Source organism: Marinobacter sp. UBA2498 (assembly GCF_002341575.1).
GTDB classification, from domain to species: Bacteria; Pseudomonadota; Gammaproteobacteria; order Pseudomonadales; family Oleiphilaceae; genus Marinobacter; species Marinobacter manganoxydans.
Window position 1 is genome coordinate 1 of the sequence record NZ_DDOI01000022.1, and the last position, 12,136, is coordinate 12,136.

Here is a 12,136-nt window from a genome sequence, read left to right on the forward strand (position 1 = left end):
CGGAATCATTGAACCACTACAACCCCTCCTGCTCTGGCTGAAGACGTCAGACACCTTCAATGTGGCACATCGATGCCTGGGGAGCAGGGGAAGCTTATATCATTCGTTAGGTGTTTTAATGGAGTATCTCTACAATGTACTTCTATTCCTTGCTCAAATTGTGTTCTTTTGGATTATACTTAGCGGTAAGGTTTCGATAGATAGAAGTTGGCTGGTTGTTCAATATGGCTGGGTACTCAAGGTAGTTGTGATCGTATTCACTTTGTTTTTCTCCCTTGTTTTATATTCTGCAATTCAAGAAGAGAGAGTTATTCAAGTAGTTTACTGGTTTCTTTTCTCTATCGTCGGAGTAGGGCTAGTGAGCTTGAATGAGGTCTTTCGTCGAAAAATTTGGTTCGATGAAAAGATGATTTACTACCAATCAGCTTTCGGCAAAAGAGTCAGATTACCGCTTTCGGAAGTCGTGTCCATAAGCCGTGGCCGGTATGGGTCCTCGTTTAAAATAGTCGGGGCGAAGGGACAAAAAGTTGAATGCTTCCTTCATATGGCGGGTAGCATTGAGTTTTATAATTATGTTCGCTCAATATCAAGAAATGACCAAACCTAACCAACGCATCAACCTCGCCATGGACTTCCAACTGATGCGCAAGGCGTTAATTGACATGAGCAGAGTCGTTGAGTTGGTAGATGGAGCCCATTTCGTAGCAACTCTATGGTGCTTGTCTCCCCTAATTCCGGTGTCGTTGCTGGCTTCTGAGGAGGTAGTTTGGATGCCTTACGCTGGGGCGTGCATATTTGCCTTATTCGGATATTCCGTTTGCAAGCTGCGTTCAAAACGCAAGCGCGAGTCTCGTTGGGGGTATTCTGATGCAGTTGCATATATTGTCCTACCACTCACGTTATTTGGTCTCTCGTCGTACGGAATGTTCAGCAGTGCTGTCACTTAACCAATCCCGTTAGTCCCGAGGCCTTTGAAAAGGCCTCCGTTTGAGGCTGAGGTGTGTCATATGCATCGCGGTAAGTCCAAAACGGAGACAACTCCATTGGCATTGGTCGCCTTATCCGAATGTTCGCTTTGCGACCGCCTACGCCTTCCCAACTACTCTAAATAAAAGGATTCTCGATGCCTCCTCCTCGCGATCATCTAATAACATTGGCACCTGATGTCCAATGATCCGTTCCTACTGATCGCGGAGAGGCGAAGTATTTAAAGAATATCGGGGTGTGCCCTGGTTTTTTCAGTCATACCGGCTTGGTCTGTGTGCCTGGTCATCAACCTCTGACAAGGGCCCGGGCAGCCGACAAGACGCATTCCTGAAGGGGCTGCATGAAATTGGGGCTCAGGGTGCCTGCGTCAATTATATTCATGGTCAGCAGCCTTTGCCCGGGTAGCTGATCGATTTGGAAAGGGCGAACCCTTGAGGACGTAATCGACGACTCTGGCAAAAGGGCCACTGCCAGTCCAGATTCGACCGCCGAGTATAGGTTTGCCATGTCCGAACTGGTCAGTACCGGATGATAGTCCAAGCCGGACTGCCTCAGATCCGAGGCAGCGAGATCCCGCAACGCGCAGTCGCTTTCCAGCAAGGCAACCGGGAGTGCCTCCTCTGTATTGATCGGTAGCCCGGCCGGGGCATACCAGTACAGAGCTTCCGACCACAAGTTTTTCTCCGGGGAGAACTGAGGCTCGCCCGTAACAATGGCCACATCCAGATCCCCGGTGGTTACCAGTTCCCGGAGTTTACGGCTGCGGCCACAGGTAATCCGGGGCACCAGCTCGGGAAAGGCCTTCCGAATGCGAGGAATGAACTGCTTTAGGAACGGGTGGGCATAATCTGTGGGTATTCCGAAGTGCACCGGCCCTCGCAGGGGCTCCGCGCTAAGCGCACTCAGCGTCTCATTGTTCAGACGCAGCAGTCTGTCAATGTAACTCAGCAACGTTTTACCGGGCTCCGTAAGCTTGATGCCCTGGTTACTCCGTTCAAGAAGTCGCTGCCCCAGCTGTTCTTCCAGGCGCTTGATCTGCATGCTGACAGCTGCTTGCGAGCGGTACAAGCGACTCGATGCCTCTTTAAAACCGCCTGCCTCTACCACGGCGGCGAAGGTGTTCAATAGGTCCAGATCCAGTAAGGGTTTCATAGGATTCGTCTTCGTTCATGTATCACAAAACCTAAATTATCATATCAGCAATATTCGTTTGATTGAACTACTCTGCACTTTTATGATGTCGCCATATTCATTGCAATTGACGATTTAGTGATCAGGCCAATGGGTCTGGCACGAACGAGGAGATGACACCATGAATCACATCGATATCCCTGAGACCATGACAGGAGTTGTTCTCACCGGGCATGGCGGTTTGGATAAACTCGAATTCCGGGAGAACCTTAACGTGCCCAAGGCCGGGGTGGGAGAGGTGCTTATCAAGGTCGGTGCTAGTGCCATTAACAACACCGACATAAATACCCGCACAGGCTGGTATTCCAAGGGCGTGACAACGGGAACGGATCAAGGAGCGGCATCCGGATTTGAGACGGCCAGCGAGGAAGACGGTACCTGGTCCGGAAAGCCCTTGAGCTTTCCGCGTATTCAGGGAGCCGATGTGTGCGGAACCATCGTTGCGGTCGGTGAGGCAGTGGACCGGGGACGGATCGGCGAGCGAGTGCTGGTTCGCCCCATGCAACAGTCGCCTGATAACCCGTCCTCCTACAACCTCATCACATTTGGTTCCGAGTGCAATGGCGGCTACGCCGAGTATGCCGTGGCGAGATCCAGCGAAGTGTTTGCGGTTAACAGCACACTGAGCGACACCGAGCTGGCGTCTTTTCCCTGTGCATACTCAACCGCTGAAGGCATGCTGGACAGAGCCGACCTGAAAGCCGGAGAACGGATTCTAATCACAGGCGCTTCCGGCGGCGTTGGATCAGCAGCAATTCAGCTGGCGAAACGCCGGGGTGCCGAGGTCATCGCCGTGTGCGGTGAATCCAAGTTCGACGAGGTGCGTTTGCTGGGCGCTGACCAGGTCGTTCCCAGGGGGGAATCGCTGCTGGAAGTACTGGAGCAGGACAGCGTTCAGGTAGTGGCGGATCTGGTCGCTGGCCCGCAGTGGCCGGAGTTATTGGAGGTGCTTAGCCGAGGCGGTCGTTACGTCGCCTCGGGGGCCATTGCAGGGCCAATGGTGGAGCTGGATGTTCGTACTCTGTACCTGAAAGATCTGAGCCTGTTGGGTTCCACCTGGCAGCCCAAAAAGGTGTTCGAGAATCTGATTGGCTACATTGAGCGGGATGTAATCCGGCCCGTAGTAGCGAAAAGATACGCTCTGCGTGATGTGGTAACGGCTCAGCAAGATTTTATGACCAAGCGCTTCTCCGGCAAACTCGCGATTGAAGTTGCCGAACAGAATCACTGAACAAGAGAGCAGGTAGGAAGAGAAAGCTGATAAAAACGCACCGTCCCTGGTGCCAAGACGCAAATGAAACTTCTGAAACAGGAATGCCTCAACCGTGGCTTTCGGAGCGCACCTCGCCACGGATAACAACCTGACCGCTGTAAGGGGCCGGCTCTGCGTTTTCATGGTTCGCGTTCCGGTCCTGAATTTCACCACGAATAACGACCTGGCCGCTGTAGGGCGCGGGATGGGCCTCTTCGGTGCTCGGCTGGTCTGACTTTCGGTCTGCCAGAGTTGCGTGAGCGGGAAGGGCAGTCGCAGCCATGAGTGAAGCCAGGGTAATCAGTGCAGCTTTACGCATTTCAATTCTCCAAACATTGAGTGGGTTCAGCTGATCCCGCGGCAAAAGCTGTTCGGGCATCAGATGGGAGAATTATGGAGGCGAAGGCTGCCGAAGGAATAATTCTTAAACGGTATGGCTAACATCATTTTCCGTGATGTAACTAACGCGCAACCGCACATTTAGTGGCCGTATTTATGCTTATACATAACCCTCAATGATGTTTTGAATATCAATCCATAATTAGTCCTGCCAGCCCGCTACTTGAAAAATAGCAGCCAACTTTTCGACCGATCTGAATTCGGAGTTGGCTATGTTTCGTCGTTTACTAATTGCTTCCCTCGCAACAGTTGTATTCGCTCCTTTTGCGCACGCAGAGCCTGGCGACTCGGTACTTGCGCTTTCGACAGACAATGACCTGTTTGCGCCGACACAAACAGACAGAGACTATACAGCGGGTCTCGCCATTACCTATTCATCCAACTCACAAGAATTCATTGATAACCCCGTGTCCCAGGTGAGCCAAGGCTTGGACGGTTTGTTGCTACCTATTGTGGGGGGCAGCGTCGAAATCCCCGAAAGCGCCGCGCTTGAATTCGGTGCTTATGGTTTTACCCCTGAGGAGATCAGCGCATCGGACATTGATCGAAGTGATCGGCCATACAGCAGCCTGGTCTATATGTCGTCTAGCCAGAGTTATGAATCCCCCGGTGCAGGCTCCGGTTGGACAACGTCGATGACCGTCGGGATTCTCGGGCTCGACGCGTTCAAAGCCGGGCAAAATGCTGTGCACAAGGTGGTGGGTAGCGATCGCGCAAACGGATGGGATCATCAGATCTCGGAGGGCGGTGAGCCGACGTTCCGATACTCAGCGGCGTATCACCAGTACCTGGACGCCAGCCAACCCGATCAGCAATACAAAGTGACCTATTTTGGATCAGTGGGCTATTTGACGGAATTCGGCGCGGCGCTGGTGTTCCGTGATGGACTGATTTCCTCGCCAGACAACCGTTTTAACCCTGAGCTGATGGCTTATGGCGAACGAGCGCCGGGTGTTTCGGCACCAGGTGGCAGTGAGAGCTATTTCTGGGGCGGTTTGTCCGTAAAAGCGCGGGCGTACAACGCATTTCTTCAGGGGCAGTTTCGCGATTCAGACCACGAGCTGACCGCCAATGATCTGAACATTCTGCTGGCTGAAGTCTGGGGAGGCTACACCCACAGTTTTCTCGGCGGCAGCGAAATCAGTTACGTGCTGCGAGTTCAAAGCTCCGAAATTAAATCTGGTACGGGAAACCGCACGCTCGCCTGGGGTGGCATTGTGTTTAGCAAGCGGCTGTGAAGGCCGCCGGTGACCATTCAGCAGATCACTGAATGGAACATATACCGCACCGGAATTAGTTTTAACCCCGTGAAGGCCTCATTCTTTCACTAACCCACAGGGCAAAGGAGACTGTGAAATGAGCAAGATCATCGAAGTAACCGATACAAACTTTAAAGAAGCGGTCGAGCAAAGCGAGCAGCCGGTGCTGGTGGATTTCTGGGCACCGTGGTGTGGGCCATGCAAAACTGTTGCACCAATGCTAGAGGAGATCGCCGATGAGTTCGGCGAGGCGCTAACCATCGCCAAGGTCAACGTGGACGACAGCCCCGAGATTACTGCAAGAATGCGTATCCGGAGCATTCCGACGCTGGCTCTCTTTGATGACGGCGGAATGATCGCCCAGAAAACCGGAGCCGGAAGCCTGGGTGAACTGAGAACCTTTGTAAAAGGACATCTGTAAACCGGAACCAAAGCCTCCCTAGCGGAGGCTTTCTGCGTTCTGTGGGCGGCAAAAGGTCTACAGGAATACCGCAATTGCGGTTGTGTGTAATCCGGGCCAGACTTATGCCGGTTCAATCGCCCCAGGTATATGGAATGAAAACACAAGAACTACAGTTGTTGTATATTTTTGACGCCATCATGACCGAGCGGTCGGTGACACGCGCAGCAGACCGGCTCGCCATGACGCAGCCGGCGGTTTCCAATGCTATATCGCGAATGCGTCAGATCTGGAACGATCCTCTTTTTGTGCGAAAAGGGCGTCAGATTGAACCCACGTCCTATGCATTAAGCCTCTGGGACCAGGTCAGCGATCACATGTTTGCACTGACCAACGCGGTCAGCGCAACCCAGTTTGATCCGAGCACGTCAAACCGCACCTTTCGTGTTGCGGTCACGGATGCCATTGTTGAAATGATCTGGCGTCAATTGGTGCAAATGCTTGAAAGCGAAGCGCCCGGTGTTGATGTACACGCGGTGCCTTACACACCCGAAGGCACCCACGCCGATCTGAGAGAAGCCCATGTTGATGTGGCGGTGGGCGTTTTATCTCAACACGATTACAGCCTGCGAAGCACCTGGCTTTTCGAGGGGGGCTACGTGCTCGCCATGCGCGCCGACCATCCGCTGGCCGGTCGACAGATTACCATGGAAGAATTCCTTGAGGCGCGACATCTTCTGGTAAGTATGTCAGGCGATGCCCATGGCTTCGTGGACAGCTATCTCGATCAGAAGGGTATGAGCCGCCGGATAGCGGCGACTGTTAATCATTTCTCAACAGTTCCGGTAGTACTCAGAGAAACCAACCTCATTGCTGCTGTCCCAGAATTGATCAGCCAGGATTGTGGTTTCGTGAACGGCCTATGGATGGGTGAGCTTCCCTTCGACGTCGATCCGACGAGTCTATACCTGATCTGGCACGCCCGTCATGACCGCGACCCCGGAGTCGTTTGGCTCCGGGAGAAGATGGAGAATCTGCTCCAGGAACGGTGGCATGACATTATGGTCAATTCTCCCTGTGGACGGCACCAGCTGAAGGCTGTCTGAGTCGATGCAGCGTTTCAGGCGGTGGTTTGCAGCGCCATAGTGACCGCTTGTGGTGGCTGCCCGTAAAACCGCTTGAATTCCCTGCTGAACTGGCTCGCGCTTTCGTAGCCCACCAGGGATGCGGCCTGGCTCACCTTCACACCCTGATCTGAAAGCAACTCCCGGGCTCGGGTGAGCCGGATGCGTTTGATGTACTGGATGGGGGACTGCGCAGCCACCTGCCGAAAATTGCGGTGGAAGGTCGCCGGACTCATGTTGGCAAGAGCGGCCAGCTGTTCGACATCCAGCGGTTCCGAAAAGTGCGCATGAACGTGCTTGAGCACCGGCTCCAGTCGGGAAAGTTGGGTGTTATGCCGCACCAGATCTACCAGCGAGGCGCCGTTCGGGCCCCGGAGCGCGTGCAGCAACAGTTCCTTTTTCAGGCCCGGTCCGAGGGCCTTGGCCGCCAGCGGGTCATTCAGCGCCTCGGCAAGCCGCACCACGCTGGCGTTGAAGGCGCGAGTGGCCGGAGCCACGTACAAGGTGTGCGCATTCAACGAAGGAGCGTTGGCGCCGCCGGTCTGCCGGCACTCATCAAAAATCCGCACCAGCTCATGCAATGCCGACAGATCCAGGTCCATGACCAGGGAGAGCAGGGGACCGTCGGGTGGCGTGATTGCCTCGCAGTCAGCGGGCGTGGGTAGGGTCAGCACAAGGTAGTTGTCGGGGTTGTACTCGTACACCTGGTTGTCGAGAAACACCCGTTTGGTGCCTTGGGCCATGATAATGATGCCCTGGCTGTAACAGAGCGGCTCTCTGCCCGTGGTTTCGTTGCTTCGGTAGACCCCGACGCCCTCAATCGGTGTTGGGTTGTAGCCCTCGGTCGCTGCAAGTGGGGCCAGCAGTTGGGCGAGTGTGGGCATCGGTCGGTCTCCTGAATGGGTGAAGACGCCATCTTACCTGCGATGCATTAAAATGCCTAGTCGTGTCGTTAATGATAGGAAAAGGCATGCCAGTGATCGAAATGCCCATTCTGATTTGGTCTTGCGGCGATACAATCTCTCCACGCTTTGATGAGGAGAGAGGATTATGCAAAATTTCGATTTCTACAATCCAACCCGTATTGTTTTCGGCAAAGACCGTCTGCAGGAGCTGGATCAGCTCATTCCCAAGAATTCTCGGGTGCTGGTTCTGTACGGTGGCGGCAGCGTCAAGCGGTTCGGTACCCTCGATAAAGTTCTGGCCGGCCTGGGTAATCGGACGGTGTTCGAGTTTGCCGGCATTGAGCCCAACCCGCGCTACGAAACCCTGATGGAAGCGGTGGATCTTGTCCGCCGGGAAAGCGTCGATTTCCTGCTGGCCGTTGGCGGTGGCTCGGTGATGGACGGCACTAAGTTCGTGGCCGCGGCTGCGCCGTTTGAGGGCGACGAGGAAAGTCTGCTGGAGCATGGCTTTGCCGGCCTTCCAGTGGAACAGGCACTGCCACTCGGCACCGTCGCCACCCTGCCGGCGACAGGCTCTGAAATGAACATGGGCGCCGTCGTCTCCCATAAGGGCGGGAAATGGCCGGTAATGAGCCCGCTGTTGTATCCGACGTTCTCGTTCCTGGACCCGTCGCTGACCTTCTCCCTGCCCACCAGGCAGGTCGCCAACGGCGTGGTCGACGCCTTCGTGCACGTGGTTGAACAGTATGTAACTTATCCGGTCAACGCGCAGATTCAGGACCGCACCGCTGAAGGTATTCTCAAGACCCTGATCGAGGTGGGCCCGGTCACCCTGGCCAACCCGGAGGACTACGATGCCCGTGCAAATCTGGTCTGGGCGGCTACCTCCGCGCTGAATGGCTACATTGGCGTGGGCGTTCCCCAGGATTGGAGTACCCATATGATTGGGCACGAACTGACCGCCATGTTCGGCATCGATCACGGGCAGAGTCTCGCCATTATCCTGCCGTCGGTCTGGAAACTCCGTAAAGAGCAGAAGCGGGAAAAACTCCTGCAGTACGCCGAGCGAGTATGGGGCATCGTCGACGGCTCTGAGGAAGAGCGCATCAATCAGGCCATCGCCCAGACCAGAGCCTTTTTCGAAAGTCTGGGAGTTGCAACGCGACTGGATCAATACGGGGTCAAAGAAAATCAGGTGGCCGACATCGTCGAGGCGTTGAAAGCCCATGGTATGACCGAGCTCTCGGAGCGGGGCGACATGACACCAGAGATCAGCCACCAGGTTTTGATCGATGCCTTCAGTGAGTGAGAAATCCCGGAGCATCGATCGATAACCTGCCCGAAGTGAACGCTGTTCTGTATGATGCGAAACCATGAAGAACGCGCGATCAAAAATCCAACTGAAGAGTTACAGCGATCATGGGCAAACACACGCCCATGATCATCATCAGTTGGTGCTGCCCTTGGTGGGAAAACTTTCTCTGTCGGTAAATAGTCGGGCCGGGGAAGTGGCTGAGGGCAGAGCGGCGATCATCGCCGCCGGTCAGGATCACGATTTCGAAGCCCGGGATGACAACCGGTTTGTGGTCGCAGACGTTCCAGATGGCTTGGCTCCGATGCTGGACCGGCTGCCCTGTTTCGTGCAGCTCGATGCCGGGTTGGAGCATTACGTGCAGTTTCTCCATGCCCAGTTGCAACAGGGCGCGGAAGGCTCCCAGACTCAGCACCAGATGTTGCTGTTGCTGATCCAGCTGCTGCAGGAGCGCTTTGGAGACCGTTTACGGCTGGATCGTCGAGTGGACGTGGCGAAACGCTTCATCGACGAGCATTTCCACCAAAAGATCACCGTTAATCAACTGGCCACCATCGCGCACCTGAGTGTGCGGCAACTGAACCAGCTGTTCCGGGAGCAGGTGGGCTTGCCCCCCCATCATTACCTGACGGAGTTGCGCATGCAGACGGCGTGGCAACTTCTCGAGCGGGGTGACCTGTCGATCCAGCATATCGCCGACGCCGTCGGGTACAGCTCACTGTCAGCCTTCAGTGATAGATTCGCCCAACATTTCGGGCATTCTCCCAGTCATTTTCGCCGACTTTCTAAATAACCCTTCCGAATTCTGGAAGCCTGCCCATCACCGGCTCAATAAGCTGTTGCGTCTGAACTGATTGATCTCTGACTTAGAGGGACGCAACTATGACCGCGGCATCCGCCACCTGGATTGGCTCAATATCTGTGCTTTTATGGGGCACCCTGGCTTTGCTGACCAAGCTTACCGGCGGGCAGATTCCGGAATTTCAGCTCATGGCCATGACCTTTACACTGGCTTTTGCACTGATGTGTGTCCGTTGGTTCAAGGGCGGGCACTCGGGCATCCGCTTCGCGAAGCAATCCGCATTTGCCTGGACCATCGGTGTGGTGGGCCTGTTCGGCTATCACTTTGCCTACTTCAAGGCCATGACCCTGGCACCGGCGGTCGAGGTCAGCCTGCTGGCCTATCTCTGGCCGCTGTTCATTGTCCTGTTTTCGGCGCTCTTGCCGGGCGAGTCCTTGCGGGCACAGCACATCGCCGGGGCGGTGATGGCACTGGTTGGCTGCTGGTTGCTGATCGGTCGGAATAGCAGCGGCTTCAGTGCCCAGAATCTGGATGGCTACTTAGTGGCGTTCGCCTGCGCCTTGATCTGGTCGTCCTATTCGGTGCTCAGCCGTCTGGTAAAATCTGTGCCTACCGATGCTGTTGGCTGGTTTTGTGGTGTTACCGCGGTCCTGGCTTGGATGTGCCACCTGATGTGGGAGCAAACGGTGTGGCCGGATGGCGCAAGCCAATGGGTCGGAGTGGTCGGGCTGGGCCTTGGTCCCGTGGGCATAGCCTTTTTCACCTGGGATTACGGGGTAAAACACGGGAACATCCAGCTGCTGGGAACCCTGGCATACAGCGCACCCCTCATTTCGGTCATCTTGCTCATCGTTTTTGGCTTCGGCGAGGCAACCATGGCCGTCGCAGGTGCCAGCACGCTGATTGTGTCCGGATCACTGGTAGCTGGAAAAACCCGAAACACAGAGACTGCCAAAACTGTAAATCATGAAGCTGTGTAACAACGGAGGATGAAGAATGATTTCCTGGGAAGATTTTGAAAAAGTGGAATTAAGAGTTGGCACCATTATTGAAGTGCAGCCGTTCCCTGAAGCTAGAAAACCGGCCTACAAACTGAAAGTGGACTTTGGCCCGGAAGTGGGCGTGCGAAAGTCCAGTGCCCAGATTACGGAGCTGTATTCGAAGGAGGACCTGCTGGGCAAGCAGGTATTGGCTGTCACGAACTTCCCTCCGAAGCAGATCGGTCCGTTCGTCTCTGAGTGTCTCGTAACCGGGTTCAAAACCGAAACAGGCGTGGTAACGCTGGTAAGCCCTGATTCTGAGGTCGAGAATGGGGAACGGCTGTTTTAATCTAAAGAGTGCGGTTCGCTGCGTTCCCGGGCTTTCTCTCCTAGAGAGTCGATCAGCGCCCTGACTCTGAGGACGTTCTGGCTCTCCAAATCCCCCTCCTGCATGAATCCTGAGCATTATCACCAGTGATGATGAGTGCAATACCGCATGGTGATTATATTTACCCTGCTTGAGCAAAGATAATTCCCTCCACGAACCACTCCGGCGCGGGTCCGAGGTCCAACCTCACCGCGCCGGCTCGGAAGTCCCCATCACGAACGATTAAGGATCAAGCTCATGGCTTATCGAATTCTTGCCGTGCTCAGCGCGGCCGTGTTTGTTCTTGCCGGCTGCGAAAGCGCAGCTCAGGGCACCGCGAGCCAGCCGGAGCCGCCTTCGGTAGAGGTGGTTGCCGCCGCCAGTGCCCGGGTTCAGCCCCAGAAAACCTACACCACCCGTATTGAAGCCCCAGAAAACGTCGAGCTGCGGCCCCGACTGTCCGGTGTGGTTGATGAGGTGCGCTTCGTAGAAGGTCAGAAGGTGAGCAAAGGCGACATCCTGTTCCAGCTGGATGACCGTCACCTGACAGCCCGAGTGGAGCAACTTAATGCCGAACTGTCCCGCGCAAAAGCGGCCCTCTATCAGGCCAAGGCGGAAGCCGAACGGGCAGGGCGCCTGCTGCGGAGCAACGCCATTTCTGAAGAACAGGCTGAGCTGCGGGATTCCGCGCGCCAGCAGGCCGAGGCCGAGGTTTCCTCACTCAACGCCCAGCTCAAGGAGGCGGAACTGCAGCTGAGCTATGCCACGATCCGCTCGCCAATTGACGGGGTTATTTCCCGGGCAAACATTACCGCGGGAAATACCGTAACCGCGAACCAAAGCCGGTTGACCACCATCGCCTCGAATCAGAACCGGTACGCCTACTTCGATATGGATGAGGGCACCTGGTATCGATTCTTCCGCGCCCGCGATCACGCCCTGGGCTCGCCGGTGCGTATTCAGCTCACCGGAGAGCAGGACTTCCCCCACGTGGGCGAGATCGACTTCGTTGATAACACCATCGATACCAACACGGGCACCCTGCGTCTGCGCGCGGTATTGGCCGATTCCGGAGAGGCTCTGGTACCGGGTGCCTTTGCCCGTGTGAAAATTGCCGTGGCCGCAACCGAGCAGAAGATCATGGTTCCTGATCGTGCC

At 55.4% G+C, this 12,136-nt stretch carries 13 protein-coding genes; 10 read left to right on the top strand and 3 right to left on the bottom strand.

The window, feature by feature from the left end; genetic code table 11:
• Positions 1-607 (top strand): DUF6560 family protein (locus tag B2W52_RS02055; protein ID WP_286801100.1); only part of this gene is annotated, 607 nt, incomplete at its 5' end.
• A gap of 665 nt (positions 608-1,272) precedes the next feature.
• Here the strand turns inward: B2W52_RS02055 and B2W52_RS02060 are convergent.
• Complete coding sequence (locus tag B2W52_RS02060) at positions 1,273-2,139, bottom strand: LysR family transcriptional regulator (RefSeq protein ID WP_008172249.1); 867 nt, start codon at positions 2,137-2,139, stop codon at positions 1,273-1,275.
• Positions 2,140-2,299: 160 nt separating this feature from the next.
• On the opposite strand from B2W52_RS02060, the gene B2W52_RS02065 reads away from it, so the two are divergent.
• Entirely contained in the window at positions 2,300-3,409 is a 1,110-nt protein-coding gene (locus B2W52_RS02065) for an alcohol dehydrogenase family protein (RefSeq protein WP_008172251.1), read from the top strand.
• Between the two features lie 88 nt (positions 3,410-3,497).
• Here B2W52_RS02065 and B2W52_RS02070 read toward each other — a convergent pair whose 3' ends face one another.
• The gene (locus tag B2W52_RS02070) at positions 3,498-3,749 is read right to left on the bottom strand and encodes a hypothetical protein (RefSeq protein ID WP_008172254.1); all 252 of its coding nucleotides are present in this window, start codon (positions 3,747-3,749) and stop codon (positions 3,498-3,500) included.
• A 292-nt stretch (positions 3,750-4,041) separates the two neighbouring features.
• Here B2W52_RS02070 and B2W52_RS02075 point away from each other — a divergent pair, with 292 nt between their 5' ends.
• The 3 genes from B2W52_RS02075 to B2W52_RS02085 all read left to right on the top strand — a co-directional run bounded on the left by B2W52_RS02075 (position 4,042) and on the right by B2W52_RS02085 (position 6,594).
• Entirely contained in the window at positions 4,042-5,067 is a 1,026-nt protein-coding gene (locus tag B2W52_RS02075) for a lipid A deacylase LpxR family protein (protein WP_008172257.1), read from the top strand.
• 118 nt (positions 5,068-5,185) lie between these two features.
• On the top strand, positions 5,186-5,509 hold the full coding sequence (gene trxA, locus B2W52_RS02080) for a thioredoxin (protein WP_008172259.1): 324 nt from the start codon (positions 5,186-5,188) through the stop codon (positions 5,507-5,509).
• Between the two features lie 134 nt (positions 5,510-5,643).
• Positions 5,644-6,594: a LysR family transcriptional regulator gene (locus B2W52_RS02085; RefSeq protein ID WP_008172260.1), complete on the top strand. Its 951-nt coding sequence runs from the start codon at positions 5,644-5,646 to the stop codon at positions 6,592-6,594.
• 14 nt (positions 6,595-6,608) lie between these two features.
• Here the strand turns inward: B2W52_RS02085 and B2W52_RS02090 are convergent, their stop codons facing one another.
• Positions 6,609-7,496: an AraC family transcriptional regulator gene (locus B2W52_RS02090; RefSeq protein ID WP_008172262.1), complete on the bottom strand. Its 888-nt coding sequence runs from the start codon at positions 7,494-7,496 to the stop codon at positions 6,609-6,611.
• 166 nt (positions 7,497-7,662) lie between these two features.
• Here B2W52_RS02090 and B2W52_RS02095 point away from each other — a divergent pair, with 166 nt between their 5' ends.
• The 5 genes from B2W52_RS02095 to B2W52_RS02115 form a co-directional block, all read left to right on the top strand.
• Positions 7,663-8,826: an iron-containing alcohol dehydrogenase gene (locus B2W52_RS02095; protein WP_008172264.1), complete on the top strand. Its 1,164-nt coding sequence runs from the start codon at positions 7,663-7,665 to the stop codon at positions 8,824-8,826.
• 157 nt (positions 8,827-8,983) lie between these two features.
• Positions 8,984-9,622, top strand: coding sequence for a helix-turn-helix domain-containing protein (locus B2W52_RS02100; protein ID WP_273073374.1), 639 nt, complete (start codon positions 8,984-8,986; stop codon positions 9,620-9,622).
• A gap of 89 nt (positions 9,623-9,711) precedes the next feature.
• The gene (gene yddG, locus B2W52_RS02105) at positions 9,712-10,611 is read left to right on the top strand and encodes an aromatic amino acid exporter YddG (RefSeq protein WP_008172268.1); all 900 of its coding nucleotides are present in this window, start codon (positions 9,712-9,714) and stop codon (positions 10,609-10,611) included.
• 16 nt (positions 10,612-10,627) lie between these two features.
• Positions 10,628-10,960 carry a tRNA-binding protein gene (locus B2W52_RS02110; protein WP_008172270.1) on the top strand — a complete coding sequence of 111 codons (333 nt, stop codon included), beginning with the start codon at positions 10,628-10,630 and terminating at the stop codon, positions 10,958-10,960.
• 276 nt (positions 10,961-11,236) lie between these two features.
• The coding region (locus B2W52_RS02115; RefSeq protein ID WP_286801104.1) for an efflux RND transporter periplasmic adaptor subunit at positions 11,237-12,136 on the top strand (900 nt) is incomplete at its 3' end.

Coding starts and splice junctions, on each gene's coding strand:
- B2W52_RS02070 (WP_008172254.1), bottom strand. CDS start 3,749: ATGCGTAAAGCTGCACTGATTACCCTGGCTTCACTCATGGCTGCGACT.
- B2W52_RS02085 (WP_008172260.1), top strand. CDS start 5,644: ATGAAAACACAAGAACTACAGTTGTTGTATATTTTTGACGCCATCATG.
- B2W52_RS02095 (WP_008172264.1), top strand. CDS start 7,663: ATGCAAAATTTCGATTTCTACAATCCAACCCGTATTGTTTTCGGCAAA.
- yddG (WP_008172268.1), top strand. CDS start 9,712: ATGACCGCGGCATCCGCCACCTGGATTGGCTCAATATCTGTGCTTTTA.
- B2W52_RS02110 (WP_008172270.1), top strand. CDS start 10,628: ATGATTTCCTGGGAAGATTTTGAAAAAGTGGAATTAAGAGTTGGCACC.
- trxA (WP_008172259.1), top strand. CDS start 5,186: ATGAGCAAGATCATCGAAGTAACCGATACAAACTTTAAAGAAGCGGTC.
- B2W52_RS02065 (WP_008172251.1), top strand. CDS start 2,300: ATGAATCACATCGATATCCCTGAGACCATGACAGGAGTTGTTCTCACC.
- B2W52_RS02060 (WP_008172249.1), bottom strand. CDS start 2,139: ATGAAACCCTTACTGGATCTGGACCTATTGAACACCTTCGCCGCCGTG.
- B2W52_RS02090 (WP_008172262.1), bottom strand. CDS start 7,496: ATGCCCACACTCGCCCAACTGCTGGCCCCACTTGCAGCGACCGAGGGC.
- B2W52_RS02075 (WP_008172257.1), top strand. CDS start 4,042: ATGTTTCGTCGTTTACTAATTGCTTCCCTCGCAACAGTTGTATTCGCT.